This is a genomic window from Mycobacterium sp. NGS40 (assembly GCF_059812735.1).
Genome location: NZ_JCALDG010000039.1, coordinates 1 through 26,592, shown reverse-complemented (window position 1 = coordinate 26,592; position 26,592 = coordinate 1). Strand labels below are relative to the sequence as shown.

Sequence of the window (26,592 nt, the reverse complement as noted above, 5' to 3'; positions counted from 1 at the left end):
CGGCAAGGCGGGCAGGCGCATCGAGATACCTAACCGAGCTGGCCACGATGGTCAGGGAGAACTGTACTAGTGCTGATCAGCGCTTCCAGCTGGTAAGTCGCATCGAGGAAACGAGTGCGCGCCTCGGCCGTCGGGATCGGACAGGTGTGATGCTGGCCGCCGATGCGGTAACGGAAAGCCGCGAAGCGCTCATAAAGCCAATCGCGCACCGCCGGCGGAATCACGTATGCCGCCAGCGCCAATTTCCACCACCCTCCGAGGTGGGCAGCGACCTGCAGCAGCGCTGCAGACCGGATATCCACGGTCTCGTCTGGCTGTCCCGCGTTGCGGACGTAGACGGCGGAATCCACGCCCTCCAGCTGATGGTGGCGGGACCTGATGTCGCGAGCGAAGTCACTGCCCAGAGAGGCGAATCGCAGCGTTCCATGACGGTCATAGCGAAGAAGGGTGCGCACCGCGCTGTTGCAGACCCCGCACACACCGTCGTACAGCAGAACTGGCGCGTTCGGCAGGCTCTGTACCGCACTCACGTGAACCTCCCCCCGAGGAAGCGATATCGCCTACTCCATCATTGCAAATCGCGCCGCAGAGCGGCATTCGACCTAGGTCGATGTGGCGTCGTCGATGGCTGCCCGGATTTCCTCTCGGCAACGACAGAAACCACTACCCACGAACTGAACAGCATGCGACCCGAAAGACTTTGAGGCATCAGTGCCCCGGCGGGGGAGCGGCACTCGTACCTCAATACTCAATTAATGCCCCAGTATCAGCACTGATAGCTACTGATAGATCAAACGAACTGCACGGGAACAATTTCGGTTCGGGCGATAGCGCGATCGCGATCCGCTACCAGCGCTGTTCTGCGTGGATCGGCCATAAAGCCGTCCATCGCGGACTGAGATGCCCACTCGAACAACTGAATCTCCAGCGGCCGACCCTCGGCACCGTCACTGCGTGCCCGCTGCAGGACCGTGCCGCCATGTTCGCTCACCCACCTCAGCACCGAATCTTCGTAGGCGATCAAGGCCTCCTCCATACCCGGATGACACCAGAGCAACACATAGGACCTCTGCTTCACCACCCGATCCTCGCACGCGATAAAGCCGCATTTCGACCGCGCTACGCACAGGTTCACCTGAACGTGTGCGCTTTGCCGAAAAGCAAGTTGCTGGTGACCATGATTGAGTCCTGCTCGTAGCGGGACGCCACCGTTTGGCTACGAGCCCTCCGGTCCAAGGAGGTCCCATCGGTTCCCAGCAATGTCGAGGAAGACCGCCACACGTCCATACGGCTCTGCGCGGGGCTCGGTCACGAATTCAACTCCGCCGCAGACCATCCGGTCATATGCGACCTGAAAATCATCGACCCGGAGGAAGAGCCCGACGCGGCCCGCGAATTGCTGCCCGATCGCAGCCGCTTGTGTATCACCGTCTGCACGGGCGAGCAGGATGCCAGTTTGGGCCCTGGGCGGACGCACCACGACCCAGCGTTTCGGGCGGCCGTCATTGGTCAAAGCCGGTGAGTCCTCGACCAGCTCGAACCCAAGCAAGTCGACGAAGAATGCGATGGCGGGGTCGTACTCCTTGACAACGATCGCCATGAGGTCGATGCGCATCTGCCGAACATAGCTTGACGACACATAGTCAATGCGCAGAAGCTGCGCCCTCGACTTGACTCGTAGCAAGGTCTGACGTCTGTAAGGGTGTTACCCAACCTTGGCTAGCGGATTACGATTCGTTTATGGCGGATCCGATGATGGTCCCGTTCCTGGTCTTAGCGGTGATCACCGCCGTGTGGGCCGTCCTGCTCGTCTTCTTCGTCGTCTACCAACGACGGTCTAAACGGCAACCTCATTCGACCGACAATGCACGTCGGCCGAGGGTGAGCTGGCAGGTCGGTCGGTGGGACACCGACCCTCGCCATGCCTACGTCGCCAACATGGGGGAGGACACCGCCTACGAAGTCAGCGTGACGGCGCGGGACCGAGTTATCGGGACAGCCCAGAGCGTTCCGCCCTATAGCACCAATCGCCTGTCGTCATCGTCGGGACATCCGTGCTACGTGAATCTCTGCGCCGACGACCGACTCAAACGTCAAATCTTGGTCGGCGCCCACCGAGGAACGCGGAATGCGGAGGTCAGATCTGTTGATTCCGATCGACCTGGATTCGCTGTGCGAGTCAGCTGGCGCTCCGCGCGCGGCGAGTGGTTCACGCAAAACGTCCGCACCGACTGACCGATCCTGAACGGCTGAAATCAGATCGTCGATTACGGGCCGGCGACGAACCGGGCGGGCGAAGACCCGTGACCCATGGCCGCGCTATGGCTGAGCCGCACCGAGGCGATCTAGGGGAGTGCCAGGCAGGGCCGATGGAGTAGGGGTGTGGGCGATCGCGTCGTCGATCGCCGCCGCGATGGCGTTGCGCGGATATGCGGCGGGTGCGTGGTCGTCGAAGTCGTAGGAGGAGTGGACGCCCTCGGGGGCGACGGTGATGTTGACGATGACCGGCGTGGGGAGGTTCAGCACCTCGAGGCGAGCCTTAACAGCGTTCGTGAGGTGTTCGGCGTAGTCACTGTGCTCGCGGCGTTCTTGTGCCGTGAGCGCGTCGCTGAGGTCCGCGATGGCTTCGTGGGCTTCGTCGTAAGCGATTTCTCCCGGAGTGGGAGGTCGGCTGTTCTGGGCCTCGGTCGTTAGTTCGGTCAGTAGCGCGATGTCGGCGGGATCGTCGCCCCAGCCCGCTTTGGCTTCGACGCACAGATAGCCGTTGTCGTCGACGCTGATCCAGTCCACGGCGGCGATGCGCGGGTCCTCGGGGGTGAAGGGGCCAGGGGGCAGGTCATCGGGTTCGGGGATGGCTTCTCCGCGCGAGGCAAGTTCCAGTTCCGCGTCGCGGTAGTCGTCGTAAGAGGTGTCATTGGTGTAGGGCAGGATGCTTTCCACCCAGAAGTCGATGCTGACGGGTTCGGTGCGGTGTTGCAGCAAGTGTTCGTCGTCACCACCGACCGTGGACTGCAGTGTTTCGCGTACCCTCTCGGCCTCCCAGGACCCGGGCCGGCCCGCCAGGATCTGCTCTGTGCTTCCGATGTTCGCCGCGGCGCCCGCTAGGGCGTGGGTGACGAACTCGGCCCAGTCGATCGGCAGCGCCGCGCGGGGGTTCGGATCGGGTTCCCATTGGCCCGAACTGGTTTGGCGCACAGGTTGATTCGTCAGATGGGCAGCTTCGGTCAAGGCGGCGATGGCGTCGTAGAGCACTTCGTTGTACGGGCGGGGATCCGTCGTCTCTGGCGCGGTCAGGTAACCGATGTCGAACAGCGCCGCCGAGAGGACCTGGCGATAGGGTTGGCCGATGGTGCGTGCGACCGCGGCGAGATTGTCACGCTCAGGTAGGCCCCGCACGCCGTTGACTCGCCACAGGCGCAGGTTTTCGCGCGTGATGCCGATACGCCGGGCCAGTTCGGCGTCGCTGACGCCGTGCGTGTTCTTGTACTGGTCGATCAGCTCGATGAGGCGGGGGCTTGCCACACCGACCAGTATTCTCCGACCGCCGCAACCAGTCAAGTAGTGCTTTGCCATACTACCAAGTGCTACTTGACAGTATGGCAACTTCCGTTCTCGCACCCACTCAAACGTGGGTATATACTGAGTCAACATTCGATATATACGGGTGGAGGCTTGATAGGTGACAAAGCGCCTGATCGATCTGGACGACGACCTACTGGCTGCCGCTCAGAAAGAGCTTAAGACGTCCGGCGTATCGGACACGGTGCGCATTGCATTGCAGCAAGCGGCAGCATCTTCTGCTCGCGCACGCCAGGTTGCATGGTTGCGGGCCGGCGGTCTAGGGGAGATGGCTGATCCCGATCAACGTGGTGACGTGTGGCGTTGATCGCTCGGCACCTCATCGATACCAGTGCAGCAGCACGGATGACGCACCCCGAGGTCGCCGCTCGACTTGCCCCACTCATTGAGGCCGGATTGGTCGCGACCACGGCTCAACTCGACGCCGAGGCGCTCTACAGTGCCCGCAATCCTGCTGACTATGAACAACTCTGGTCAGACCGCCGTGCGGCGTACGAATATCTGCCAACCAATGACGAACACTGGCAGACGGCGCTCGGCGCGCAACGACAGTTGGCAAGCACTGGCCGCCACCGTGCTGTCGGCATGGCCGACCTCCTGATTGCCACCCTCGCCGATGCCCATGACGTGACGCTGATCCACTATGACACCGACTTTGAGATTGCTGCAGAAGTACTACCGTTTCGACACCAATGGGTTCTCGAGCGGGGCACCATCTGAGCACTGCACTACCACTACTTCTTCAAATACACTGGGCCGCAACACAAATATGCAGTGCTCTACTGACAACTCTGCATATTCAACTCCTGCATATTGCGCCGCGCCGGACAGACCATGAGAATTACGCCATCCTCTTGGGGTCCGCCGCGGGATTGCGGTGGCGTCATTGATGATCGCAGCGCAAGAGGAAAATGCGATCCGGCTACGGTTCACGCGTCTCCTTGTCCTCCGGGACGGGTTGGTTCTTCCTGTCGACGAGGTACTGCCACACGAGTGCCAGGGCGGGGTACGGTCCCGGCCTGGAGCGGTGGGCGCCGGAGACCAATGAGATCGGCGGGTACACGTCAAACGAGTCCTCACGGCCGAGCCATGCGCGGCTATTGGGGTCGTACACGCTGGAAATCTCGGTGCTGAATTCCATTTCGGGACTGGTGAATTCGAGCGTCCATTCGCTGGCGATCGATCCTCCGGAGACCTCTGCGTCGATGCGTTGGCCATCGGGTCCGCGAAGTTCGAATGATGTCGGCAGGGCTTCGCCATTCGCTGGCGTAGCAGTGATGCCTGCCCAGTCTGTGATTGTCTCCCACACATCCTGGTAAGCATCCCATTCATCGGCGAACCTTTGGTGCCCGCCTCGGGCGGTGGCGGTGTCGGACTGGCGCGGCTGAAGAAGTTTGCCGTCGACGATGTCGGCGTCGAACGGCACTGTGACGATGCTGTCGTACAGCGTCATCCATTCGTGGACGGTGTTGCCGTCGTTGTTGATCACGTAGCCTTCGGCGCGGACGTCGGCGAGGAGCACGACGGTGTAGGAGACCAGGTCGGTGCCCTCGTCCATGACCTGCAGCGAGACGCCGGCAACATCGACGAGTGCGGCGGCCGGCTCGAGTTCGAAAGTGGGGTCGATGATCTCGTCGAACTTTCGCCGGTCGTCGGTGTCCACTGTGTCAACTGCGATGTCGTCGACGTCGATCCAGGCTGGCGGCGGGCCGTGGCGGTCATCTGCCGCAGCGGCCTCGGTGATGCTTTCAAGGAGCTCATCAATGATCAGTCGGCGAGCGGTGTCGACGGAGTGCTGCGGGTGCACGGGAGGCGAGAGCTTGCCGAACAACTGGTGGGTGGTATTTGCAGAAGGAAAGTCACTGTGACGCAACGCATTTACCGCTGGCCGGAAGTCTTTGTAGTTTTTGGTGAGAAATACAATCTGGTCGGGATCGTTGTCGACGCGGCGTAGCGCATCGCGGACGATCGACGCGTCGACCGCGCCGGTGCGAGTGCCATCCTTGCTGCGTCCGCCGGCGCCTTCGCCGAGGACCTGGTCGCGGATAGCGTCGACAGCGCACTGCCCGTCGAGGTCCAGGACCTCGACATTGGGCATTGCGCGGCACAGTTGGTCGATGTGTGCCGCGACGTCACGGGCTGCCAGGGGTGCAGGTGGCTCCCCGGCGATGGTCAGATCGCCCAGTTTCGTGTACGCGGCCTGCAGCTCCTTGAACGCTTCGAAGGCGTGGACGGCCCACTCGTCGATGACCTGCTGGGGAATCCACAGCTTCACGTCCCGGCGTGCCAGGCGGTCGGCGAGTTTCTCGACGTGATCGGGCTTGAAGTTGCCGGCGCCGAAGAAGCATGTGTCGATCACTGCAGCAACGGGATAGATAGGGGCGGTTGCCGGTTCGGGTTCTGAGCCGTCCTGGTCGGTCACGAGATCATCATTGCACTGCGTGTGTCTGGCACGGCGCCGCGCTGGGGGCCGGTGACTGTGCCCCGATGGTTTGTGCCGGGTGCGCAATGGTGCGCGGTATCCCCGTGGGATGCAAGCATCAAGGCATTTTGACCAAGACTAATCGCGGCGACGGGTGAGGGTCACTGCCCGGTCTCAGAGGATCTGGCGGTCGCGTGGTGGGGAGCGCCGGCCTGATCGAGACACGATGGGGCTGGCCAGTCTCATTTGAGTTGGCGGATCGGCGTCGGCGTCTCATCGCTTCGGATCTTGACGGACCCAGCGGCAGCTGATGGATTCAAGGGACAAGATCTGACCGGCTCGTTTCATACGGAATTCCGACCAACTTGAGTGTCCCGCTCTTTTGCTGTGCGGTGTGATACAGCGGTCGCAAACCACTCTCGCCAGGGGCGGCTCGATAGACTGATTCGATGATGAACGCAGAGGTCAGCGAGAATGGCTTCGACTTTTACTTCGACTATGAGGAGTACCCGCCTATCGGTGGTCCAGGAGGTGATCAGTTCGAAGTTTTCGTAACTCGCTATTACGACCGCACTAAGGGTGACGGGTCAGAGCGGTTGCACGACGATGCTATTACCGGACCCCACAAAGCCAGAGGGAGGACCCTGGACGAGGCCTTCCAGAAGTCCGCCGAAAGTGCCCGCCGGTGGGCTAGGGAGCAGCGTTAGCCGAATCGACCTTCGTCGGTTGGGTGTTCGTGCCTTGCTTGCCTCCTTTTCTTCAAAGATTTCCCGAGAACAGCTGACCGCGCTACGTCAACGGCGACCCGGTCCAGCGACCGAAATTCCCTACTGCTTGAGCGGCCGCGGTCAGGGGGATCATCATGAGTGGCAAACGCGGTCAGCGGTGCATCCGCCGAAGCAGTTATTCATGAGGGCAACGCTTTCGGGCGTGGTAGCAAGCTGCGAGACCGAGGGATATCGGTGGAGATTCGACTTCCGAGGCCCTTATGCTGGCAGCGGCGTTGCTTGGACGAGAATTTCTCGGGCGACGGTGATCGCGTCGCGAACGTCGGCTTCCGGCAAGTGAGAACCTGCATGGGTGGCCGCGTTTCGTCGCTCAATGAGCCGAGTCCGATAATCCAGAGGTAGGGTTCCGCCGCACTCGCGTGTCCAGTAACCACACAGTCGGCCGAGCATCGAATGGGCGCGCAGCTCGCCGTCAATATCGGGGTGGCTGGCCGCGGCGAGGTGGGTTCGGATAAGGATAGTGACAGCAAGTTCGGCGGCCAAGCCAGCATCGAGCACTGCCCGCCGGTAATCCTGCCCCATACACAAGGAATTCGCATCGCGAATGAGCAGCCATTCAGCGGGTGGCGGTCCGTGGAGCTGCGCGTGGTCGATGCAGAGCTGCAGTTGTCGGGCGTCAATTGATGTGTAGTTCGGCCACACCACGCCGAAGGAACTTGACCCGACCGGAAGGATTGCGCCGTCGCGGACCGGGTGGGAATGCAGAGTGTAGAGCCGCGACCACAGCGTGGTACCGCTGAATTTTATTCCTGGTTCGACGGGCCCCAGTCGGGACAAATCTTGACCGTGCAGCACTTCGACCCAGGCGCTTACCGCGACCCACCATGCAGACATGGCTTCAGCGATTCTGCGGCCAGTGTCGCGCACGGAGTCGTCGTCTCCGTCGACCGCCAGTGAGATCCCGATCCGGCGGATGTTAGCCGCTTTCGGCGTGCTGAAGTCTTCCGTCCATTTCACGATGCGACCCCAGAACGGCGCCATCTCAGGTCGGCTGCTAAGCAAGTCCTCGCGTTCTGAATAGTGCCACGGGGGCCCCGACAGCTCATCGTGGGACCGACTGACTCCGTCGGCGGATGGCAGCCTCAGAATCAAGGCTTCACCTGCAACGACCGCTGAGTACTCCACCTCGAGAGCCGCGATGTCGACGGTGAACTGGACCGGGCACTCGTAGTAGCCCTCGACCACGCGCGTCTCGACTGGCGCCACACGCCGACCATAGGTCACTGCCTGCTAAATTGCGGGCGCTTTGACGAAGGCGACCGCGGCCGTGATGGCGATCGAGGCAGCGAAGTACGTCAAACAACGATGTGCGGCGATGCTGGAACGTGCCGCCGGGCAGGCTCTCCTGCACCCCTTTTCTCTACGTTAAGCAGCGGCGAGCTCAATCACGCGTTCGCCTCGAGCCGAAAGGAAAAGCTGCCATGCCGAACCCAGCCGTTCGCTCAACGCCCACAACCGGGTTGCTGCGTTGCAATCGTGAGCGGCTCTCGATGGGCGCCAACTTGTCGACCAACGGCCATGAGAAGCCAACTTGGTGGAACGTCATGACTTTGGACAAGCCTTGCGATAGCTTCCGCGAATGACACAGCCACCTGCCAAGCGCTCTATTCGTTCAACTGCACGATTGCGGTTACATTCCAGCACGCGCGGTGAGGCGGTCGATTTGGACGACGAAGCGCACGAAGCGGCACGGCAGCAGGCCGAAGCCGAGCGCGCCGAGACCGAAAAACAGCCGCATCGATGGACTTCTATTGCTGGATTAGTCGTGGCGGTCGGCGTAGCGGCTGCAGCCAACGTAACGACGCTCGTCGTCGCATTCAACGGGCAGACCAATGCGAGCATCCAATCAGCAAAGGAATTTCGCCGTAATCAGCAGCAGACTCAGTTTGTGGATTTCATTAACGCAGCCTCAGCCTTGCAGGACGCAGGATTCAAATATCAGGGAGCAATAGCCTTCAGTGTCGTCAATCAAAAAATTGATGACAATGCCGCGGAGCCACTGAGGAAAGCTGCTGAAAGCCAGTTGAACACCTTACGTACCAAGCTAGCTGCCATCAGGCTAGTCGGTTCGTCGCTGACAGTCAGCGCCTCGATCGACGTAGTGAACGGCGGGACAAATGTCTACAACCATGCTTTGTCATAAAGTTTGAAACTTAAAAACTCGAAGGATGTGGACCAACCTACACTTGAGTACACGGACAGACTTACCGCGAGCATAAATCTCTTCGTGAAATACGCCAGGCAGGATATTGAAGCGAATTCCTAGTTTCGTGCAGCGGATTGCCGGTAACCCGCCCTATTCGAATCGGCCGTATTCCCAGCCGGGAGAAGTGGCCCGCCGCAATCACCTGCTTGGTGTTGGCGACGGGTGTTGCGACAACTTGCGAACGCGAGGGTGCGTTTGGTCTCGAGTTTCACTGGTTGTCAATCTCATTGCTGGCGTTGACTATCCCGGCTACGAGGGTAGTCGCTATGGCTATAGCCATGAACGCTCCTGCGTCCCCTAAGGACGACCATGGACAACATCGCGCCGGGTCCGGGCGCCATTGTCGGTCCGCGATAGACCGGGGAGCGTCGCGCCCCAGCGTGCGGCGTTACCGACCGGTACCGGGTACCCGAACGATGCGGCCAGAAGCTGTTGGGTGGCGGTACGTACCGCCGAGTTATCGGCGAACGGATCGGACGCGAAATATATTGGTGCACAACACAATAACGAATAGTGAGCCGGTTACCGGTAACCCGCCATATTCGATCCCGCCGTATTCCTCCCGCATGATGGGCGAGGGGAGAGCGGTCAGGCAGACTGCAGCCGTTGGCGCAACGCAGGCAGTCCAGGCCCGTCGAGGTTGTCCAGCAGTGCGGTGCGGCCGCTAACGGCCATCATCAAGGCTGACACGGGCCCACGGATTTCTGCCCCCTTACCCCAGGACCGATCAATGTCGGTGCCGCGCAATGAGATGCCCCGCAGTCGGCCCAGGGGCACGAAGCCAAACGGCCATAGCCCGGTCAGGAAATCCAGCGCAATCCCCACCTGTTCGAGGTCGGGCGCAAATGGGAGGCTGAGGGGAATCCGGATGTCGCCGCCATGGATCAAGATATCGGCGAAGGGGGCCACCGGCCCGAACACCGGCGGACTTAAGCGGTAATTGGCGCGCTGACGCAGCATGGTAACGATGTCGGCGGCCGGCAACTGCGCACGACGGCATGCGAGCTCATCGATCGCGCGGGCCAGGCTGCCGCGACGCAAAGCCATCGACATGGCCCCCGACAAACCATCGGCCACAGAGCCGGCGAGATGCGCGGCCACGGTCTTGACATCCCAGCCTGAACACAGGCTGGGCGTTGCCAACTGTGCCGCGTCTAAGCCCTCGATCAGTGTCGCGATCTGGCGCCGCTCGTTCGCGACCGCGGTGAAGACACGCTCGCGGTCCAATCGCACAAGAAAGACTCTAGGCCGAACTCAGGCCGGCGCCGCTACGCTGCTGTTTTATGCAGGAGACGCGCCTCGACACCGCCCGGATCCGTGCGGCTCGTCGGGCGATCGACCCGATTTTTCTCGACACGCCGCTGTACCGCTGCGAGGCGCTGGAACCCGACCTCAGGTGCACGGTGAGCATCAAGCTCGAAACCGCGAACCCAGTCCGCAGCTTCAAGGCGCGCGGCACCGAGGTCGTCGCGAGCCAGCTAGCCGACAAGGGCTCGCCCGCGGTGGTGTGTGGCAGCGCGGGCAACCTCGGGCAAGCCCTGGCTTGGTCTGGTCGCGCCAGGGGTCTCGAGGTCACGGTCGTGGCATCCCGGTTTGCACCTGCGGTCAAGCTCGATCGCATCCGCGCACTGGGCGCGAGATTGGAGTTAGTGGACGGCGATAACGAGATGGCCCGTGCCCGGGCGGCAGCCATCGCGCGGCATGACGGCATCGGGCTGCTCGATGACAGCTTGGACATCGAAACCTGTGAAGGCGCGGCGACCATTGGCCTGGAACTGGTGGAGGCCGTGTCGCCGTTCGACGCTGTGCTGATCGCTCTCGGGGGAGGAGCGCTGGCTACCGGTATCGGGCATGTGATGAAGGCCCTCGCGCCCGACGTCGAGGTGATCTGTGTTCAGCCGGCCGGCGCACCGGCGATGACACGCTCATGGCGTCAGCGGCACGTTGTCACTACCGACTCGACTGACACCATCGCAGACGCTGTCGCCGGCCGGTGTCCAATTCCGGAGGTCCTCAACGACCTCCTCCTGGTCGGCGACGACGCCGTCTTGGTCCAGGAAGCATCGATCATCGCCGCTATGCGGGTACTTCTGGAGGACGCTGGCCTCGTCGTCGAACCGGCGGCCGCGCTGGGCATCGCCGCCATCCTCGAAGACCGCGACCGCTTCGCGGGCCGACATGTGGTGACCATCGTCTGCGGCAGCAACGTCGACATGGACGCCTACTGCCGCTGGGTCGATGCGGCTGCCATCCACAGGCCTTGACATCTGTCCCCCGGTGGGGGAGCGGCACGTGCCGGTCCGGCTGCCCCCGATGTCGATCCTCGTCTTCGCCGCTGCCGGCCAGTGATGAGTCGATTCTCGTGCCGTCACTGCCTGCTGCAGGATTGGCGACTCGGCCACTCTTACGAGAGAACGTAGCAGGCGGCCGAATTATCGGCATAACTCGCGATGTGAAAGATAGTGGCGCACAACATGATAGCGAACATAGCGCAGTTTAGTTGACATAAGATAGCTTATCTAACACGAGAGTTCTTGGCGTCCTCGGTGTTTGGCATCTCAGACTCGCGTTCGATTAAGGATAGGAGGCCGTAGAGCGGGTTGAGTTCGGCGGCGGAGCGGGTGTCGGCGCCGGCGCCATCGACGTAGCGCTGTGAGGTGATCATCGATTCGTGGCCAAGCAGCTTCATTAGCGCGTAGACGCTCACATTTGCATTGGCGAGTTCGGTGGCGAAGGTGTGGCGCAGCCCGTGCACCAGAGCACCCGATGATCGTTCGCTGTTGATGCCGGCTTTCTTGAAGGCCCGCAGGATTCGGTATTGCAGCGTCCCGCGTGTGATCCGTTCACCGTTGGCCCCGAGAAAGAGCGGAGCCTTCACAGAGAATCTGGCGAATACGTCCGCGCTCGGTGAGCGCTTGCGTTCCTGTGGAAAGCGGGAGGCGCGGCTGTTGAGATACTGCTCCAAAACGTCGAGAAGCTCTCTGCTGAAAGGTATTCGGCGGTCCTTGTTGCCTTTGCCGTGGACATGCAGGACGCCGCCGCCGTCGTCGGTACGGCGGATGTCGCCAATATCTGCGCAAATGAGTTCCTCAGCCCGTAGGCCGGCCAAGAGGGAGGTGAAGACGATGGCGCGGTCGCGTTCGGGCCAGTCGTTGCGTCGCGCGGATCCCTGCTCGGCATCGATCGCGGCGACCAGGTCGGTGACAGTTTCGGTGCGATAGCTCTTCGGAAGGGACTTGGGCACTTTCGGCCGTCCGATGAGCGGCATGGGGTTGGCGTCGAGGAGTTCCGCTGTGAACAGGAAGGTGCACAAGGTGTTCCACGTGGACCAGCAGCGTCGTATCGAGGCGGGAGAGTGGGTTTCGGCGTAAACAGCGAACGCCGCACGTAGAGTCGCCTTGTTTATCTCGGTCGCTTTGAGCTGCAGCACATCTTCGGCCGAGCCGGCCACGAGCGTGGCGATCGCTTCGAAGTCTTGACGATAGGCCTTCGCGGTGTGCGGTGACGGCTTCCGGATCGCGCTATCAGCCAGGAAGTCGTTGAACCATCCCGGGTAAGCGATAGGGGATCCGTTCGGTTGCGGCGTCGTTCCAGGCACCCTCTCAGCATGGCAGCGTTTCGTGGATATCAGTGGTTATCCATGAAAAAGTACGCCGTTTTCATCAGATGAATCATCAGATGAGACTGAGCAGGAGGCCGATTTGCCCCTCGACAAGAGTGGTCGCGTACACGTCGTCGGGTCGGTTCCCCTGCTGCATCCGGAGGCGCAGACCGTCGACGAGATGCTCGAGGGCTGGCGCAACCAGCAAATGTGCCGCAACCTGGACCATGACGCGATCGCGGGACGAGTCCGCCTGGTCCATCGTTTCGTCGAGCACACCAACGAGTACCCGTGGATGTGGACGCCGGCTCTGGTCGAGGAGTTCTTCAGCGACCTACGGTCGGTCAAGGGACGCAGACAGTCGACTGTGCGTGGCTATCAAAATGCGTTGCGATTGTTCTGTTCTTATGTCAGCGATCCCGATTACGGTCGGGATCGGGTGTGCGAACAGCGGTTCGGCACGCATCCCGCTCAGGTGTTTTTCGACTAGAACACCGCGGTCCACGTGCAGGACAACGAGCAATCCCCGACGAAGCGAGCGTTCACCAAACGAGAGCTGCAAGATTTCTTCGACCATGCCGATGACCAGGTCGCGCTGATCGCGGCCTCAGCGCGTAAAGGCTGGCTGCCGGCCTACCGGGATGCTGCGATGTTCAAGGTCGCCTACTCCTACGGGCTGCGGTTCAACGAACTGCGCCATCTTCAAACCGTGGATTTCTCCCGCAACGCCCACGCCCGGGAGTTCGGCCGCTACGGCGTTGTCCAGGTCCGTTACGGCAAAGCAAAGAAGGGATCCCCACACAAGCGGCGCGGTGTCCTGACGGTCTTCACATGGACTCCCGAGGTGATCGGGCACTGGCTTGCCCACGGCCAGCGGTGTATGACCGATGGGATTGACCTATTCCCCAGCGAGCGAGGCACGTTGGTCGCTGAGAATACGCTGCTGCGTCGGTTCCGTCGGTATTGTCGGGATCTGGAGTTGGCAGATGGATTGGATCTGCACTCGTTGCGCCGCTCGTATGCCACCCACTTGATCGAAGACGGCTGGGATGCCAAGTTCGTCCAGGACCAAATGGGTCACGACCATGCCAGCACGACGTCCCTGTATACCTGTGTATCCAGCGACTACCGGGTTAGCACGTTGCGCCGGGTGTTGGATACCACCATCCAGGAGGCGCTTTCGTTAGGCGAGGAGACCTCATGAAACGGCGAGTCGACTACACCTGGAGATTGGCCGAGCTGATGGCCGCTCGCGGGATGCACAACAGTACCGACCTCATTCCCCTTCTTGCCGAACGGGGCATCCAACTGTCACGACCACAGGTGTATCGCGTGGTTCATCAACGCCCCGAACGGGTTTCACTGCAGATGATCGCCGCACTGTGCGATATCTTGGGCTGCGGCGTGGGAGGACCTCGTTACCGTGACCGCGGCCGACGTTCGCCGGCGCACAGCGTCCGCCAGCTCGCCGACAGTGCCGAGGCCCAACGTGGTCGAGCTCAATAAAGCGGTGCGTCCTCGCCGAGCAAGGGTGATCAGCGATGACGATTAGCCCTAACCGGCGCTCAACCAAACCGGGGCGCCCGCTAGTTACCGATGGGCAGTTCCGCTGCAGCCGGTGTCGGCGGATGGCTAACCAGTGCCGAGCGTCCTGGCCCGGAGAGCAACTGTGCTACAGCTGTTTCTACACTGCGATGCGCACACGCGGGGTCTGCCCGAGATGCGGTCACAACGGTGTGCTGCCCGGCCGAGCCGACAATGTCGACCACCGACCGATCTGTTTGGCGTGTGCAGGAATTCCCGGAGACTTCATCTGTCGACGCTGCGGGGGTGAAGGCGATTTTTACCGCCGCCGAACCTGTTCCCGGTGCGCCCTTCGCGAGGATCTGACCGCGTTGATAATCGACGGCGCCCACGATCCAGAGGCTATGGTGCCGATCGTCGACGCATTGTGCCGCGTCGACCGTCCCGCCAGCATCCTGAGCTGGAAGCGTTCGCCTAGAGTCGAGGAACTGCTGATGGGGCTGGCCTCCGGGCAGATCGCGTTGACCCATCAGGGCCTCGACGAAGCCGGCGCGGACAAAGCGACCAACCATCTACGGAGCCTGCTCGAACACGCCGGCATCTTGGTTGCGCGTGATGAACCGCTGGCCCGCTTCGAGCGTTGGCTCTCTGAGAAACTCGAGGCAGTGACCGAGCCATCGGTGCGCGGCGCGGTGGAACGATTCGCCGCATGGCATCACCTGCGTCAGCTACGCAAGGCGTCGGTTCCCGGACAAAGCTCTACTGCGGCCGCGCGATACGCCAAACAAGAGATCACCGAGGCGATCAAGTTCCTTACCTGGCTGCACAACACACATTGCCGCACCCTGGCCACCTGCCGGCAACAGGACGTCGATGAATGGCTCGCATCGGGTCCCACCACGAGACTCAAGGTCCGAAACCTGCTCGCCTGGGCCAAGAAAACCCGGCTGAACAACTCCGTGCAGATCACCCACCGACAGCCTCCCCCCAGCCGCGCGCTCACCGAAGAGCAGCGTCTGGCATGGCTTCGAGAACTTCTTCACGGAGATTCCGAATCACTGGCTTACCGTGTCGCCGGAATCCTTCTGCTGCTGTTCGCCCAGCCCCTGACCAAGATCGCGGCTCTCCCGACATCGGCAATCGCGTCCACGGAAAACGAAGTCCGGATCTCGCTGGGCCAAGAACCGATCCCCGTACCCCGGCCCTTCGCAGACATGCTGGCCAACCATATGCGACGCCGGCCGAATCTCGGAGCGGCAGGCGGGGTGGCGGACAGCCCGTGGCTGTTTCCGAGTGTGCGACCCGGTCGGCATCTCGGCCCGCAGATGATCATGGAACGGCTCGCACGACTTGGCATCGATCTGCTTGGCGCACGCAATACCGCCTTGCAGAGCCTCGTGGTGGCAGCGCCACCGCCGTTGGTTGCCGAACTACTCGGCTACAGCTACAACACCGCACAGCTCCATGCCGAGATCGCAGCCCAACCGTGGGCCCGCTACGTGACCAAAACAGCCGCTAAACACGCTACCGCCGAAATGGCCGAGGACGCGTCCACCGGCTGTACTCATTTGGCTGCGGGGGGAGTGTGACGGCCGCTCCTCAAGGCGCTGATCGAAACCCTGGCCACGACAGCACCGCGTCGTGATAGTGCAGTGGTGGATATAGCCGGGGTCATGCTCCTGAGCTTCGTTGCTGGCTTGGGGGTGGCGGTCCTCACCGCTCCGGTGGGCGTATCCGGCGCCGTGTTCTTGCTGCCCATTCAACTCACCGTTCTGCACGTTCCCAGCCCCGCGGTCACACCGACAAATCTCTTGTTCAACATCGTGGCGATCCCCGGAGCGCTCGCCCGCTACCGCGCCCAGGCACCGTTAAACAGTCCACTGACCACGGTGCTGCTCATCGGCACGCTGCCCGGAGTCGTGATCGGTGCGGTGATCCGGGTACTCCTGATCCCCGGATCACAAGCCTTCCGTATCTTGGTGGCCGCATTCCTTCTGCCACTGGGGATCTGGCTTTGCCTCCCGAGCAAGCAAGGGACCGCCTCGCCACCGGCAACACCACCACAGCGCTACTCCACGGTAGCGCTCGCCACCGCCGTCGGCGTGATCGGCGGGATCTACGGCATCGGTGGCGGATCACTGCTCAGCCCCATCCTGGTAGGCCGCGGGCTGCCGATCGCCATCGTGGCACCCGCCACCCTGGTCTCAACCTTCGTCACCTCGGCGGCCGGCGCGATCACCTACGTCGTTCTGGCCCTCGCCACCGCAGGACAGCACATCACACCCAACTGGACCATCGGACTCGTCGCCGGCGCCGGCGGACTCATCGGCGGCTACCTGGGCGCACGCCTGCAACCACGCCTACCCGAACGAATCCTCAAAGTGGGCCTCGGCATATCAGCCATCGCAACCGCAACTCTCTACGTGATCCAAGCGGTCCAATAACCCACAGACGAGGAAGCCGCGGAGCGCGAGCACCAGAGCCCTCAAGACGCCCTGCCAGGGTAGTTTTCTGGGTGCTTCCACACCCGCGACGACAAGCCATGGCAAATAACGGCTTCCGTGCCGCGCTGTCGTCTCAGAGCGGCTCTGGTTCAACGCCAATCGCTCGCAAAAGGCAAGCAAGCCGCGCCGAGAAGACCCGACTCAGCCCGAGCAGGACAGTCGAATACGACGCAATCGAATATGGAGAGTTACCGGTATTTGGGGCGTGTCGGCTGGGCGGGGGAGTGTCCGAGCGATCTGGGCCAAGGCCGCGACTCCTCGGCCCTGCGCATCACCACCAGGTCGTCCAGGGCTACCCCGCCCGAGCCGAGCGAGGATCAGAAGCATCTCATTGCTACTCCGACGATCACCCTTCGACCTAGAACTGAAGGGACACTAACAGCGACAACACTTTTCAGCGTTCAGCGACGGCCGCCGCATCGGCTGGATCCGTGGCTATTGCCGAGGTCCACGAGCGGCGGTCGAGTCAAAACGCTAGGCAGCCGCCCTGCCCGATCAGAAATCGTATGCAGGGTCAGCGTCGAGAATTCTCGCGAACATCGCTGCCAGCCCTGAGAGGTCGGATTCGGCTCGCGCGGCGTGGCATGCGCTGTGCAACTCGGTCAGGTCGGTCTTCTGCCAGTCGAGGCCGGCGCCGCGTTCTGAGAGGAGCAGGTCAAAGAACTCGCGGGTGGAGCGGCCGTTGCCCTCGCGAAAGGGATGGGCAAAGTTCGCGTAGTCGTACAGGTAGGCGACGGTGCGGGCGAGCTCAGCCTTGGGAACATCCCTGAGCCGGTCGAGCCGGTGGACCTCAGCGGCGACATGAGTCATCGGCTGGTTGATGCTGCCCGGGGGACAGAATGACTCTCCGCCCTTCTCGATGCCGACTGTCCGCAGATCACCCGCCCAGACGTACAGGTCTTGAAAGAGCTGACGGTGGATCGCGCGCAGGTGCGGCAAATCATATGTACGGTCACCCAGAATTTCGGGGGCCTCGCGAAGTTCGATAACCCGTGCCTCGACGAGATCGTTCTCCGCGTCCCGCAGCGCCTCCGTTGTCTGGGCACCGACACGATTCCTCAGAACGTTCGTGCCAGGAATGAAATAGCCCCGCCAATTCTGTTCGAGATCGCCGGTATCCCAGGGATGCGGCACTCCAGGCTCGGTTACGTCAGGTTGTACCGGCGCCGAACGCGATCGCGCAGCTCAGCGGCGGTGATGGTTCCACGGGCGTAGGCAACCTGGTCGGCGCGCGTGGCGTTGGTGCTGCGGGAACCTTCAAGTTCGGTGCTACGGCGGATCGCCCGCACGGCCTTCACCCGGCGCTTGGCCTTCTGCAGCTCGGTCACTCGGAACACCACCTTCCATGGAGTCCCTCCAGGATAGTCGACGCGGCTGACATCGGATGGAAGCGCGGGCACGCGGCGTGCAGGTGGCCAGCCGGTCATCAACGCTGGCACAGGATGCGCGCTGATGTCGTACGGCGTAGCTGCGGGACCGGGTTATCCGGCGTCGCCGATATCGAATACCTGAGCCTTCATGTTGCCGGCGCGACCGTGCGCTCACCGACGCTCTGCTGTTCACGTCACGAGTCGGCCGACGGGATCGACGACGGCGGTGTCCTCTGGCTTCGGGATCGTGCGCGCCTGTCCGTGCTCGTTCGTCTCAATGCTGTTGTCGTCATTTCCGCACTGGCGACTAACTGGTCCGTCTGTGCTGCAAAGACCAGCGGTTGATGGGCGGGCACAGACAGAGGGCTCGTGGCTCGGCACCGACATAGTCGGCAGTCATCGGCAATGTGGTGGCCGAGGTCCTCCTGGCCGGTTTCTCGTGGCCAGCGCGGGTTTAGCCCACCTCGGCAAGAAGCGCACCCATTTCTTCGAGAATGGCCTGGGGGCTCACGCCGGACCTCCTGGCCCCTACCTCCACGGCGAGGTTCGCGACTGTGGCCAGCCCCGAGAACAGCTGGGACATGGTGTCTTCCTCCGAGACGCCTGCGTCGGTGAAGTCGTTGAGCACCGATGTGAGCACTGCGTCGCGGCCGGCGGCGTCATTGGTCGCTCGACTGAATTGGACGATAGAGACGTAGGCGAGGGCGTTTTGCGCGGCCTGGAGCTGGAGTTCGGGTGTCCATTCGAATGTCATGTCAGAAGCGTAGGAAACCGGGGTGCAACCAACTGTCCTGTCCAGACGGCGGCGTGATGCAAGAGTTCAGCTGAGACACCATCGAAAACTGTTAGCTTCTGGCGGCTTCGGGGTGCGCAACAGATAGCCATGTCGGCTCTCTCAGGGTAACCGCCTGTGAGGGCACCGACCATGACACCTTTGTGATTCATCCACAAGCTGTTGCTGCCGACAGACGGAGTTACCCCCAAACCATCCACACGGCACGCACAGCAGCCGGTTTCTACTGTCCGGTGAGAGGTCTAGCCTCACCCACGTGGCCCAACCTGGCTATCGCGCCTACATCGACGAATCGGGACAGCCGGCGCGCACGCCGCGCTCCAGCCCGCATTTCGTGATGGCTGCTCACGCGCTCTCGGTGCTAGGCGACGATGCTCCCGCGGAGACGCGGATCGACATTTGCCGGGCAGTGGCTGCGCGTTCGCCCGGCTCTGTCGGCAGTAGCCAGTATCCTCTGTCCGGTCGAGCGGACGGGGACTTTGGATGCAGGTGATTGCTGAGCGGTACGTGGAGATCGCGAACACGCGGCGGGCCGGAGGCCAGGGTGACGTCTTCCAGGCCGCCGACATCCAGCAGGCCGGTCGCACTGTCGCGGTCAAAGTCATTCCTGCGGCATCCGATGATCTGTCCCGCATCTACTTCGAACGCGAAACAGCGGCACTGCGCACGCTTAGCCACCCGAACATCTTGGCGCTCCGCGACAGCGGGATAGACCAAGCCCGCGGCCTCTACTACGTCATCCTCGACTGGGTCCCTGAGACGATCAAGACCTGGTTAACAGGTTTCGCCGAGCCACCCGGATGGGACGACGTCGCTGAGTCCGTTGCGCTGCCCCTGGCCTCAGCGCTCGCGCATTCGCACTCGCTGTCAGTACTCCATCGCGACATCAAACCCGCAAATGTGTTGTGGGATGGGAAAACTCCACTTCTAGCCGATTTCGCGCTCAGTAAAATCAAAAACAAGATCGCCGGGGTACGCGATGCCACCGTCCTCGGCGCGACGTCCGGGCCGTGGGCGCCGCCCGATCAAGCCTCCCGCGGATCGACGCGATTCGACGTGTACGGCCTAGCGGCCACGCTGTTGCAATGCGTCACCCAACAGGAGTTTCAGGACTACCACCACATCGCCCAAGCGCTCGTCGATCCCGACCCACCACCGGAAGTGGTGGACCTTCTCACCCGAGCACTCGATCCCAATCCCGCTAATCGGCCCGCTGACGGCCAAGTCTTCTATTTTGAACTGCAGGCAATTCAGACAGCGCGTAGCGCGAAATGGCACCGGCGCAGGGAAATCGCGTTCGAACTGACGACGACAGCGCGGCAAGCACTCGAAGCAGAAGGAGGCGGGCGCAGCGCCGAAGCCGTCATCGACGGATGCCTTGGCTCGGCGACTTACGTTGTCCCGCGGTTGAAAACGTTGCCGGACGGGCGTTCTGAGCTGACAGCCGAAGAGTTCCGGTTGGTCGGCGACCAAGTCCAGCTCGTCCTTACTTTCGACAATGACTACAAGCTGGTCGCCAAACGCGCGGAAATCGGTGATTTCGAGCAATTCGCGACCTGGCGCAAACGCGACGAGGCTGTCCTGCTGGATGGTCGAGACTGGGTCTGGACCGCGCGTCGGCCGGCCAATCCCACTCAAACGGCGTTGGCTACCAAAGAGATCAGTCAGATTCTGCAGAAAGCCGTCCAGGACTCCGGAGACCGTACCACTGACCGCTATAGGCATGCGCGGCTCAACAATTGGTCAAAACTTATCGACGCGAAGGAGCAACTGGAGAAGCGCCTCGAGGAGCCCATCACTTATACCCACCTCGGGGGCTCTGGCCACGAGATCGTTCTACAGGCCGCCAGCCCGCCCACCACGGCGGTCCTGGACCAGGACCGTGTCGCCCGAGCGACAGACGAGGCGCCGGGTAAGGGGACACCGGTGACGATCGTCGACATCGACGGCACGGACGTCACCGTCCGCGTCACCACTCGCCGTGGCGGCGGCACCGTGCCGCGCGAGGGCGAGTTGGTGCGAGATCGCACTCCATCACGTGTGGCGATCCGGCGTCAGAAAGACGCGCTGGCCGCTTTGCGTGACGGGAGCGCAGCGAGGCCGCACCTGCGAGAGTTGGTCCTCGACCCGTCCCAAGTGCAACGCCCCGAACCGGTGGCCTTTACGCCACGCGCCGCTGATCTGGATGACGACAAAAAGGTTGCGATATCCCATGCGCTCGGATCAACCGATTTGTTCCTCGTCGAAGGGCCTCCAGGCACCGGCAAAACTTCCTTCATCTGCGAACTCGTCAACCAATACCTGGCCTCCCGGCCGCAGGACAAGGTACTCGTGGTCAGCCAGATGCACGTCGCGATCGATAACGCGATCACCCGGCTCTTCAGATCGGGAGTCACCGAAGTCGTGAGGCTGTCAAGCAACGACGACCGCGTCGACCCCGAGGCAAGTCACCTCCTGTTGAGCAACAAGCTCCAAGCCTGGGCGCAAGCAATCGCCGAGCGCGCCACCCAAGGAATGGCCGAACTCGCGCAACGCGAGGGCGTCCAAGTTGAGCATCTGGCTCTGGCGCTGCGCGCCGAAGAAGCACTGTCCGCGCTGCGCAAGCGCGACACGACCGCCGCGCTGGTAGGCCCGCTGACCGCCGAGGACCGGCTAGACAACGAAGAGCTGTCCGAAGAACGGGTGAGCCTGCTCGCTGATTATCGGCGCGCGACCGAACGCGCAGACGAGGTGTTGTCGTCGCTACAGACGATGGCCGCTGAGGTGGGGGTAGAGGTGGCCGCCAAGCCGGACGAGCAGCAGCTGGCCGGCCTGGTGACGCAGCTGCTCGGTGAGCCTGACACCGAACGTCGGCGGCTGCATCAATTGGTCGCAACCCAAGGTGACTGGTTGTCGAGTCTCAACGACCCCAAGGCCGCCGAACCGATGTTCCTGCCAACCCAAAGTGTCGTCGCGGGAACGTGTATGGGCTTTCTCTCCAACAGCAACATCCAGGAGATGCAGTTCGATCTATGCATCATCGACGAGGCCTCGCGTGCGACGGCGGCCGAACTGCTCGTCCCGATGACCCGGTCGAAGCGTTGGGTAATGGTCGGCGATCCCAAACAATTGCCACCGATGATGGAAGAAGTACTCGGGCGCGAACACAATGACCTCGTCGAAACCTATGACCTCGACCGGGTGTTCTTGTCGACCTCGCTATTCGACACTCTGCTCGCTGAAGTGCCCGAGGAGTGCCGTGCCAGGTTGGTGACCCAGCACCGGATGGCCGCCCCGATCGGTGAGCTCATCTCGCACACTTTCTACGGCGGCAGCCTGATCCACGACCCCGTGGCAGTAGTGGCTGCCGAAACCATCGACGACGACGAACGCGTGATCTGGTTCTCGACAAGCCACCGCAGCACCCGCCACGAGGAGACGCGTTTCGCGGGTGACTCCAGCCTGGCGAATACGCTTGAGGTCGAACAGGTCTGCCAACTCGTCCACCGCCTCAACGCCGGAGCCAGCCTGGGCAAGTACCATCGCACCGACGGCGGCAAGCTTGAGATCCTCATCCTCAGCGGTTACCGGAAACAGTGCGTCGAGATTGAACGCGCCCTGCGTCGCGGCCACCGCTTGGACAACGTCGACGTTCAGATCAAAACCGTTGACGCCGTGCAGGGCCGAGAATCGGACGTCGTGATCTTCTCGGTGACTCGAAGCAATTTGCGTGGCGAACTCGGCTTCCTTGGCGAGCCCTATGAAGGACGGATGAACGTCGCGCTGTCCAGAGCCCGCGAAATCCTGTGGATCGTAGGCGATGCCGAGTTCTGCCAAGCCCAGCCTGGCCCGCTCAAAAAGGTACTGCACCACATCAGCACCGCCGACAATGCGACGGTGCACACGCTATGAGTAGAGATGTCTACGCAGACGCCGCGCGCAAGTACGCCCACACCCTGCCCGGCCACATCCTCTTGGCCGCCGAACCAGCCGCGATCCCAGCGTCTACGCTCACCCTCGACGTCCTCGTCGAACAGACCGAAGAACTTGAGGCAGCGCAGAAATACGCGCTACGGGCCATGCTCAACGGGCTCGACTCTATCGAAGACCTCCAACTGTTCCTTGGACTCGATGATCGAGACATCCTCCGCGCGATAGCCGGCCTCCTCGATGCCGAATACATCGACTACCGGCCGCCACCCGAAGGCGCGCTGCGTCGCCTCACACTGAGGGACGCCGGCCGCGACGCCGCGCGCGACGCGCAGCTGCGCAGACCGGCCCCAGCCACAGTCCCGGTGGTCTATGACCGGCTGACCAGAACGGTCACCCCGTGGAACAAACGAGCGCTGACCCGCACCCACGTCGCGAAATCCAATGCGGCACGAATCCTTCTGCCGCCGGCTAGCGCCATGCCCGTCGGCCTGCACGAACTCAACGTCGACGCCCTGACCGCTGCGCTGGACATCCGGCGCGAGCCAATCCACATCCTCGGCATCAGCGGCGTCACCGAGAACGCGGTTTACTACTACGGTGCAATCCTGCTGATCTACAAGAACTTTGACACCAACGAACTCCGGTTGGGCGTCGACGTCGATGGCACGTGGAGCGAGCCACACGCAGCCGCCCTCGAAAAGATCGGCGCCGTCGACCGTCTGCGTATCACCGCAGCCCCCGCCGACGAGGTCCACGAATCCGTCACCGACTCGGCCGACCGCCTGGGCCGAGACGAAGTCATCGCTCTGCAGACCGCCCTCGACAGCAACGAAACAGGCACTGACGGAAATCAACTCGACCGCGCACAGATCCGCTGGCTCGGAGTCTATGAGCACCCCACCTGGCTCAACGACGCCGTCTCGAACTCGCAGCACCGACTGCTGATCATCAGCCCACGGATCACCGGAAGCGTCGTCGACCAACGGTGGGTCGATCGGGTGGAGAAGCTCGCCCGAACCGCCGACGTAACCATCTTCTGGGGGCACAGCGACAACACCAATACCGACGAGACCGCCGTGGACAGGCTCCACAAAGCCGCACGCCGCTCCACCCGCTTGGCAATCGTCAGAATCCCCAACACCGTCGCAAAGGTCCTCGTCAGCGACGGCTGCTACATCAAAACCAATTTCAACTGGCTGTCCTTCCGCGGCACCCCGTCGCGCCAGTTCCGACACGAAGAAGGCGACCTGGTCCAAAACCAGGAACTGGCCGACCACGCCTACGACAAGTACATGTCCGAGAACTGCATACTCGCCCTGGAAGTGGTCGGAACGCTTCCGGCGAAGTACCGCACTAGAATCAAGTCGAATGCCTCCACACCGTCGGACCTGTAGCCGGCATTTCAGCCCGCACCGCTCACAGCCAGAACAGACTCACCGGCGACCATGGGATCACCCCCGGCAGACGCGACGCAAAGTCAACCGCCCACAGCACGGCGACGAGAACGACGCAAGAAGGCGCCAGCCAGCAACCGCGAGACGGCCCGAAGACAAGCGCTCAGCAACATCACTGTCGGAGAATCCGTGTCGGGCGTCGTTAAGAACCTCGAAAACTATGGGGCGTTCGTCAGTCTCGGCGACAACCTCGACGGCCTGATTCCATATCTCAAAGCTCGGACGACAGGTTCACCACCCATCGGCGGTTGTCCAACTAGGCCAAACCGTAGTAGTCATCGTCGAAGACGTCGACATCGACCGCGAACGGGTCTCGCTGAAACTCAAGAGTGTCGACGGACGCCCCCGATCACCACAAAAGCCACATCACGCCTAGACGTCAGGGGACACCGATACGCCGTACCGCCCCCGAGAGCTTCTAGTCAAAGGTTTTGGGGTGCAATGCCGGTGAGAGATCCGAGCGACTTAACCCCGCATCCCTGCAGGGCAGTATGACGACGCGGGCTGCTGGTTGTGGTGGTAGGGGTCGTTGGCCGGCGACCACCACCACCACGCAGCATCAGCATCCAGGCAAGTGGAGTCGTCAAGCCGCACCCCAGCCATCTGGACATTGTTCATGGATAATGACGATTATCCATGAAACGTGCGAAATAGCATGGTGTGCAGCAGGATTGCCCCTTACAAAAACGTCACAGTGACGTATTGACTACTCACCGGGGGCCTCCAGGCCATCACAGCGAATGCCGACTTCTTGTCGGCAGGGCTGTTGATTCTTGTTGTTGTCACCGGGTCGTGCCCGTGCGTCTTTGGGGCTTTGGCTGCGCGTTGATGGCTGCAGGAAGTGCGGTCACGCGTCCCTGCTGGCTCGCCTTAATTGACCATAAGATCGCTTATCGGCTAATAATCAGGCTGGTCACAGGCTATAATTCAGGCTATAATCGCGGTATGAAGCAGGTACCTCTTTCAGAGGCCAAGGACAAACTGTCGGCGTTGGTCGACGAAGCCGACACGACACACGAGATCATTCAGATCACCCGGCACGGTCGCGTCGCCGCGGTCATCATGTCCGCTGATGACTTGGACTCTCTCAACGAGACGCTTCATGCACTTGGAACCCCCGGTCTCGCCGACGAACTAGCCCAGGCCGACGCTGATTACGCGGCCGGGAACACGGTCAGCGGCAACGACATTCGTCGTCGCTACGGTCTGCAGTGACCGAAAACGACGACGCCTGGTCAGTTCAACTCTCACCTGCGGCGGCGCGAGCTCTCGAGCGGCTACCGCACAAAGTTGCAGCGGCGATCGCCGAATTCATCACGGTCGCACTGCCCGCCGATCCCTTGCCGATGTCCAAACCACTTCGCTTCCAGTTCGAGGGCTGGCGGGTGGCCCGGCGCGGCGACTACCGGGTGACCTTCCGGGTCCTCTCCGACGATAACGTGCTCTATGTGGGCCGCATCGAGCACCGTGCGCACGTCTACCGCCGATAACCTTGGTCACGAGCCGACCCCCCCTTCCAACTGCGCGTTCCGTCACTGTGACGGAACGCGCAGCACCGACCCCGAAAGCACCACGATGTCGGGATCATGGCCGCACCCTCGAAGTAGCTGGTGGGCTGCTCCGACTTGGCTTCGTTGATTGAGGCCGGGGCCAACGACGAGTCGGTCAAGCGCGAGAGGAATCGTTTCCTGGCGGCGGTGCACGGTGATTCGCCATGCCGCGCTGAGCTACATTCCAGGCCGCAGCGGATCCATGATTCCGTCTGTGTGGTCAGGAGAGAGCCGGACGCCGGGCTGACGCCGCGCCCGACGGTCAGAGTGTGTCTGCTCGGGGCCGGTGTCCCTGATACGCCGGCGCCTCAGTGCGTGCTGTCGCCAACTGTTAGTTCCAGCCGATGTTGAAGCCCTGCTCCTGCGGCCCGAAAAGGCCGGGCACGCAACGTGATTAGTCGTCTGCGGCCCGGTTCTCCTATAGACTTCGGCACGGAGGTATTCACTGTCCCGGTGCAGCATGGAGCTCGGCGACGCCGATGCCCAAGACGCCTTCAAGGCCGACCTGCTTAGCCCTTCGGGCGCAGAACGGTTTGTGCCACAGAGGATATAGCCGCAGCTGAACGATCGATGTCGTCGTCGGTTGTCGCCCAGTTCACTATCGGTATCCGCAGTACGCACTGGCCCTGCCAGATCATCCCGCCTAGCCAGCAGGTTCCGTCGCGCTGGATGGCAGACAGGGCGGCCCGGTTGGCGTCATCTCCGCCTGGAAGTCGCACCAGCACTTGGTTGAGGACGACGTCGTTGACAATCGACGGCGCCGGGGATGGCCGCCAGCCGCTTAGCCATGCGCCGGGCTTGGGCGCAGTTACGTTCGATCAATTCGGCGACACCGGCGCGGCCCGGTGATCGGATGGCGGCGTAGATGGGCACCGCCCGGGCGCGGCGG

25 protein-coding genes and 3 pseudogenes are annotated in these 26,592 nt (G+C 62.2%); 16 read left to right on the top strand and 12 right to left on the bottom strand.

The features are described from left to right. Positions 1-29: 29 nt before the first annotated feature. The 3 genes from AC5Y5O_RS30070 to AC5Y5O_RS30060 form a co-directional block, all read right to left on the bottom strand. Complete coding sequence (locus AC5Y5O_RS30070) at positions 30-530, bottom strand: thiol-disulfide oxidoreductase DCC family protein (RefSeq protein ID WP_500028586.1); 501 nt, start codon at positions 528-530, stop codon at positions 30-32. A 260-nt stretch (positions 531-790) separates the two neighbouring features. Beyond that, the gene (locus AC5Y5O_RS30065) at positions 791-1,078 is read right to left on the bottom strand and encodes a hypothetical protein (protein WP_330981216.1); all 288 of its coding nucleotides are present in this window, start codon (positions 1,076-1,078) and stop codon (positions 791-793) included. A gap of 138 nt (positions 1,079-1,216) precedes the next feature. After that, positions 1,217-1,615: a VOC family protein gene (locus tag AC5Y5O_RS30060; protein WP_330981217.1), complete on the bottom strand. Its 399-nt coding sequence runs from the start codon at positions 1,613-1,615 to the stop codon at positions 1,217-1,219. 125 nt (positions 1,616-1,740) lie between these two features. Between AC5Y5O_RS30060 and AC5Y5O_RS30055 the strand changes: the two genes are divergently transcribed. Continuing rightward, positions 1,741-2,235 carry a hypothetical protein gene (locus tag AC5Y5O_RS30055; RefSeq protein ID WP_330981218.1) on the top strand — a complete coding sequence of 165 codons (495 nt, stop codon included), beginning with the start codon at positions 1,741-1,743 and terminating at the stop codon, positions 2,233-2,235. Positions 2,236-2,319: 84 nt separating this feature from the next. On the opposite strand, the gene AC5Y5O_RS30050 is transcribed toward AC5Y5O_RS30055, so the two are convergent. Then, complete coding sequence (locus AC5Y5O_RS30050) at positions 2,320-3,522, bottom strand: XRE family transcriptional regulator (RefSeq protein ID WP_330981219.1); 1,203 nt, start codon at positions 3,520-3,522, stop codon at positions 2,320-2,322. A 157-nt stretch (positions 3,523-3,679) separates the two neighbouring features. On the opposite strand from AC5Y5O_RS30050, the gene AC5Y5O_RS30045 reads away from it, so the two are divergent. Continuing rightward, positions 3,680-3,886 carry a DUF2191 domain-containing protein gene (locus AC5Y5O_RS30045; protein ID WP_330981220.1) on the top strand — a complete coding sequence of 69 codons (207 nt, stop codon included), beginning with the start codon at positions 3,680-3,682 and terminating at the stop codon, positions 3,884-3,886. Beyond that, positions 3,877-4,299: a PIN domain-containing protein gene (locus AC5Y5O_RS30040; protein WP_330981221.1), complete on the top strand. Its 423-nt coding sequence runs from the start codon at positions 3,877-3,879 to the stop codon at positions 4,297-4,299. Before AC5Y5O_RS30045 ends, AC5Y5O_RS30040 begins: the two co-directional genes overlap by 10 nt. A 202-nt stretch (positions 4,300-4,501) precedes the next feature. Here the strand turns inward: AC5Y5O_RS30040 and AC5Y5O_RS30035 are convergent, their stop codons facing one another. Continuing rightward, positions 4,502-6,001 carry a hypothetical protein gene (locus AC5Y5O_RS30035; protein ID WP_500028582.1) on the bottom strand — a complete coding sequence of 500 codons (1,500 nt, stop codon included), beginning with the start codon at positions 5,999-6,001 and terminating at the stop codon, positions 4,502-4,504. 449 nt (positions 6,002-6,450) lie between these two features. Here AC5Y5O_RS30035 and AC5Y5O_RS30030 point away from each other — a divergent pair, with 449 nt between their 5' ends. After that, positions 6,451-6,708 (top strand): hypothetical protein, encoded by a 258-nt coding sequence (locus tag AC5Y5O_RS30030; RefSeq protein ID WP_500028580.1) that lies wholly within the window; start codon positions 6,451-6,453, stop codon positions 6,706-6,708. 279 nt (positions 6,709-6,987) lie between these two features. Here the strand turns inward: AC5Y5O_RS30030 and AC5Y5O_RS30025 are convergent, their stop codons facing one another. Beyond that, a complete protein-coding gene (locus tag AC5Y5O_RS30025; protein WP_330981223.1) occupies positions 6,988-7,995 on the bottom strand; it encodes a hypothetical protein in 1,008 nt (335 codons plus the stop codon). 373 nt (positions 7,996-8,368) lie between these two features. On the opposite strand from AC5Y5O_RS30025, the gene AC5Y5O_RS30020 reads away from it, so the two are divergent. Continuing rightward, positions 8,369-8,932, top strand: coding sequence for a hypothetical protein (locus tag AC5Y5O_RS30020; protein WP_330981224.1), 564 nt, complete (start codon positions 8,369-8,371; stop codon positions 8,930-8,932). A gap of 651 nt (positions 8,933-9,583) precedes the next feature. On the opposite strand, the gene AC5Y5O_RS30015 is transcribed toward AC5Y5O_RS30020, so the two are convergent. Beyond that, positions 9,584-10,222, bottom strand: a complete 639-nt coding sequence (locus tag AC5Y5O_RS30015; RefSeq protein ID WP_330981230.1) for a maleylpyruvate isomerase family mycothiol-dependent enzyme — start codon at positions 10,220-10,222, stop codon at positions 9,584-9,586. A gap of 56 nt (positions 10,223-10,278) precedes the next feature. Here AC5Y5O_RS30015 and AC5Y5O_RS30010 point away from each other — a divergent pair, with 56 nt between their 5' ends. Beyond that, positions 10,279-11,259, top strand: a complete 981-nt coding sequence (locus AC5Y5O_RS30010; protein WP_500028578.1) for a threonine ammonia-lyase — start codon at positions 10,279-10,281, stop codon at positions 11,257-11,259. A 251-nt stretch (positions 11,260-11,510) separates the two neighbouring features. On the opposite strand, the gene AC5Y5O_RS30005 is transcribed toward AC5Y5O_RS30010, so the two are convergent. Continuing rightward, on the bottom strand, positions 11,511-12,593 hold the full coding sequence (locus AC5Y5O_RS30005; RefSeq protein WP_330981520.1) for a tyrosine-type recombinase/integrase: 1,083 nt from the start codon (positions 12,591-12,593) through the stop codon (positions 11,511-11,513). 103 nt (positions 12,594-12,696) lie between these two features. Between AC5Y5O_RS30005 and AC5Y5O_RS30000 the strand changes: the two are divergent. The 4 genes and pseudogenes from AC5Y5O_RS30000 to AC5Y5O_RS29985 all read left to right on the top strand — a co-directional run bounded on the left by AC5Y5O_RS30000 (position 12,697) and on the right by AC5Y5O_RS29985 (position 16,564). Further along, a pseudogene (locus tag AC5Y5O_RS30000) lies at positions 12,697-13,800 on the top strand (tyrosine-type recombinase/integrase). Then, positions 13,797-14,148 (top strand): annotated as a pseudogene (locus tag AC5Y5O_RS29995) (helix-turn-helix domain-containing protein). Before AC5Y5O_RS30000 ends, AC5Y5O_RS29995 begins: the two co-directional pseudogenes overlap by 4 nt. Before the next feature lie 376 nt (positions 14,149-14,524). Next, positions 14,525-15,709 carry a site-specific integrase gene (locus tag AC5Y5O_RS29990; protein ID WP_330981519.1) on the top strand — a complete coding sequence of 395 codons (1,185 nt, stop codon included), beginning with the start codon at positions 14,525-14,527 and terminating at the stop codon, positions 15,707-15,709. Positions 15,710-15,793: 84 nt separating this feature from the next. Beyond that, on the top strand, positions 15,794-16,564 hold the full coding sequence (locus tag AC5Y5O_RS29985) for a sulfite exporter TauE/SafE family protein (RefSeq protein WP_330981518.1): 771 nt from the start codon (positions 15,794-15,796) through the stop codon (positions 16,562-16,564). A gap of 555 nt (positions 16,565-17,119) precedes the next feature. Here AC5Y5O_RS29985 and AC5Y5O_RS29980 read toward each other — a convergent pair. After that, the gene (locus AC5Y5O_RS29980; RefSeq protein WP_330981517.1) at positions 17,120-17,758 is read right to left on the bottom strand and encodes a Fic/DOC family protein; all 639 of its coding nucleotides are present in this window, start codon (positions 17,756-17,758) and stop codon (positions 17,120-17,122) included. 11 nt (positions 17,759-17,769) lie between these two features. Next, positions 17,770-17,952 (bottom strand): antitoxin VbhA family protein, encoded by a 183-nt coding sequence (locus AC5Y5O_RS29975; RefSeq protein ID WP_145010566.1) that lies wholly within the window; start codon positions 17,950-17,952, stop codon positions 17,770-17,772. 114 nt (positions 17,953-18,066) lie between these two features. On the opposite strand from AC5Y5O_RS29975, the gene AC5Y5O_RS29970 reads away from it, so the two are divergent. Next, complete coding sequence (locus AC5Y5O_RS29970) at positions 18,067-18,339, top strand: hypothetical protein (protein ID WP_500028570.1); 273 nt, start codon at positions 18,067-18,069, stop codon at positions 18,337-18,339. A 109-nt stretch (positions 18,340-18,448) separates the two neighbouring features. On the opposite strand, the gene AC5Y5O_RS29965 is transcribed toward AC5Y5O_RS29970, so the two are convergent. After that, positions 18,449-18,748, bottom strand: a complete 300-nt coding sequence (locus tag AC5Y5O_RS29965) for a hypothetical protein (RefSeq protein WP_330981516.1) — start codon at positions 18,746-18,748, stop codon at positions 18,449-18,451. A 522-nt stretch (positions 18,749-19,270) separates the two neighbouring features. On the opposite strand from AC5Y5O_RS29965, the gene AC5Y5O_RS29960 reads away from it, so the two are divergent. The 5 genes from AC5Y5O_RS29960 (at position 19,271) to AC5Y5O_RS29940 (ending at position 25,643) form a co-directional block, all read left to right on the top strand. After that, positions 19,271-22,678, top strand: coding sequence for an AAA domain-containing protein (locus AC5Y5O_RS29960; protein ID WP_342931246.1), 3,408 nt, complete (start codon positions 19,271-19,273; stop codon positions 22,676-22,678). Then, positions 22,675-24,093, top strand: coding sequence for a phospholipase D-like domain-containing protein (locus AC5Y5O_RS29955; RefSeq protein ID WP_342931247.1), 1,419 nt, complete (start codon positions 22,675-22,677; stop codon positions 24,091-24,093). Before AC5Y5O_RS29960 ends, AC5Y5O_RS29955 begins: the two co-directional genes overlap by 4 nt. Positions 24,094-24,144: 51 nt before the next feature. Beyond that, entirely contained in the window at positions 24,145-24,648 is a 504-nt protein-coding gene (locus AC5Y5O_RS29950; RefSeq protein ID WP_500028567.1) for a S1 RNA-binding domain-containing protein, read from the top strand. 450 nt (positions 24,649-25,098) lie between these two features. Next, entirely contained in the window at positions 25,099-25,368 is a 270-nt protein-coding gene (locus AC5Y5O_RS29945; protein ID WP_061559515.1) for a type II toxin-antitoxin system Phd/YefM family antitoxin, read from the top strand. Continuing rightward, complete coding sequence (locus AC5Y5O_RS29940; protein ID WP_330981547.1) at positions 25,365-25,643, top strand: type II toxin-antitoxin system RelE family toxin; 279 nt, start codon at positions 25,365-25,367, stop codon at positions 25,641-25,643. The genes AC5Y5O_RS29945 and AC5Y5O_RS29940 overlap by 4 nt, the downstream gene beginning before the upstream one ends. A 569-nt stretch (positions 25,644-26,212) precedes the next feature. Here the strand turns inward: AC5Y5O_RS29940 and AC5Y5O_RS29935 are convergent. Continuing rightward, a pseudogene (locus AC5Y5O_RS29935) lies at positions 26,213-26,592 on the bottom strand (aspartate aminotransferase family protein); the annotation flags it as partial.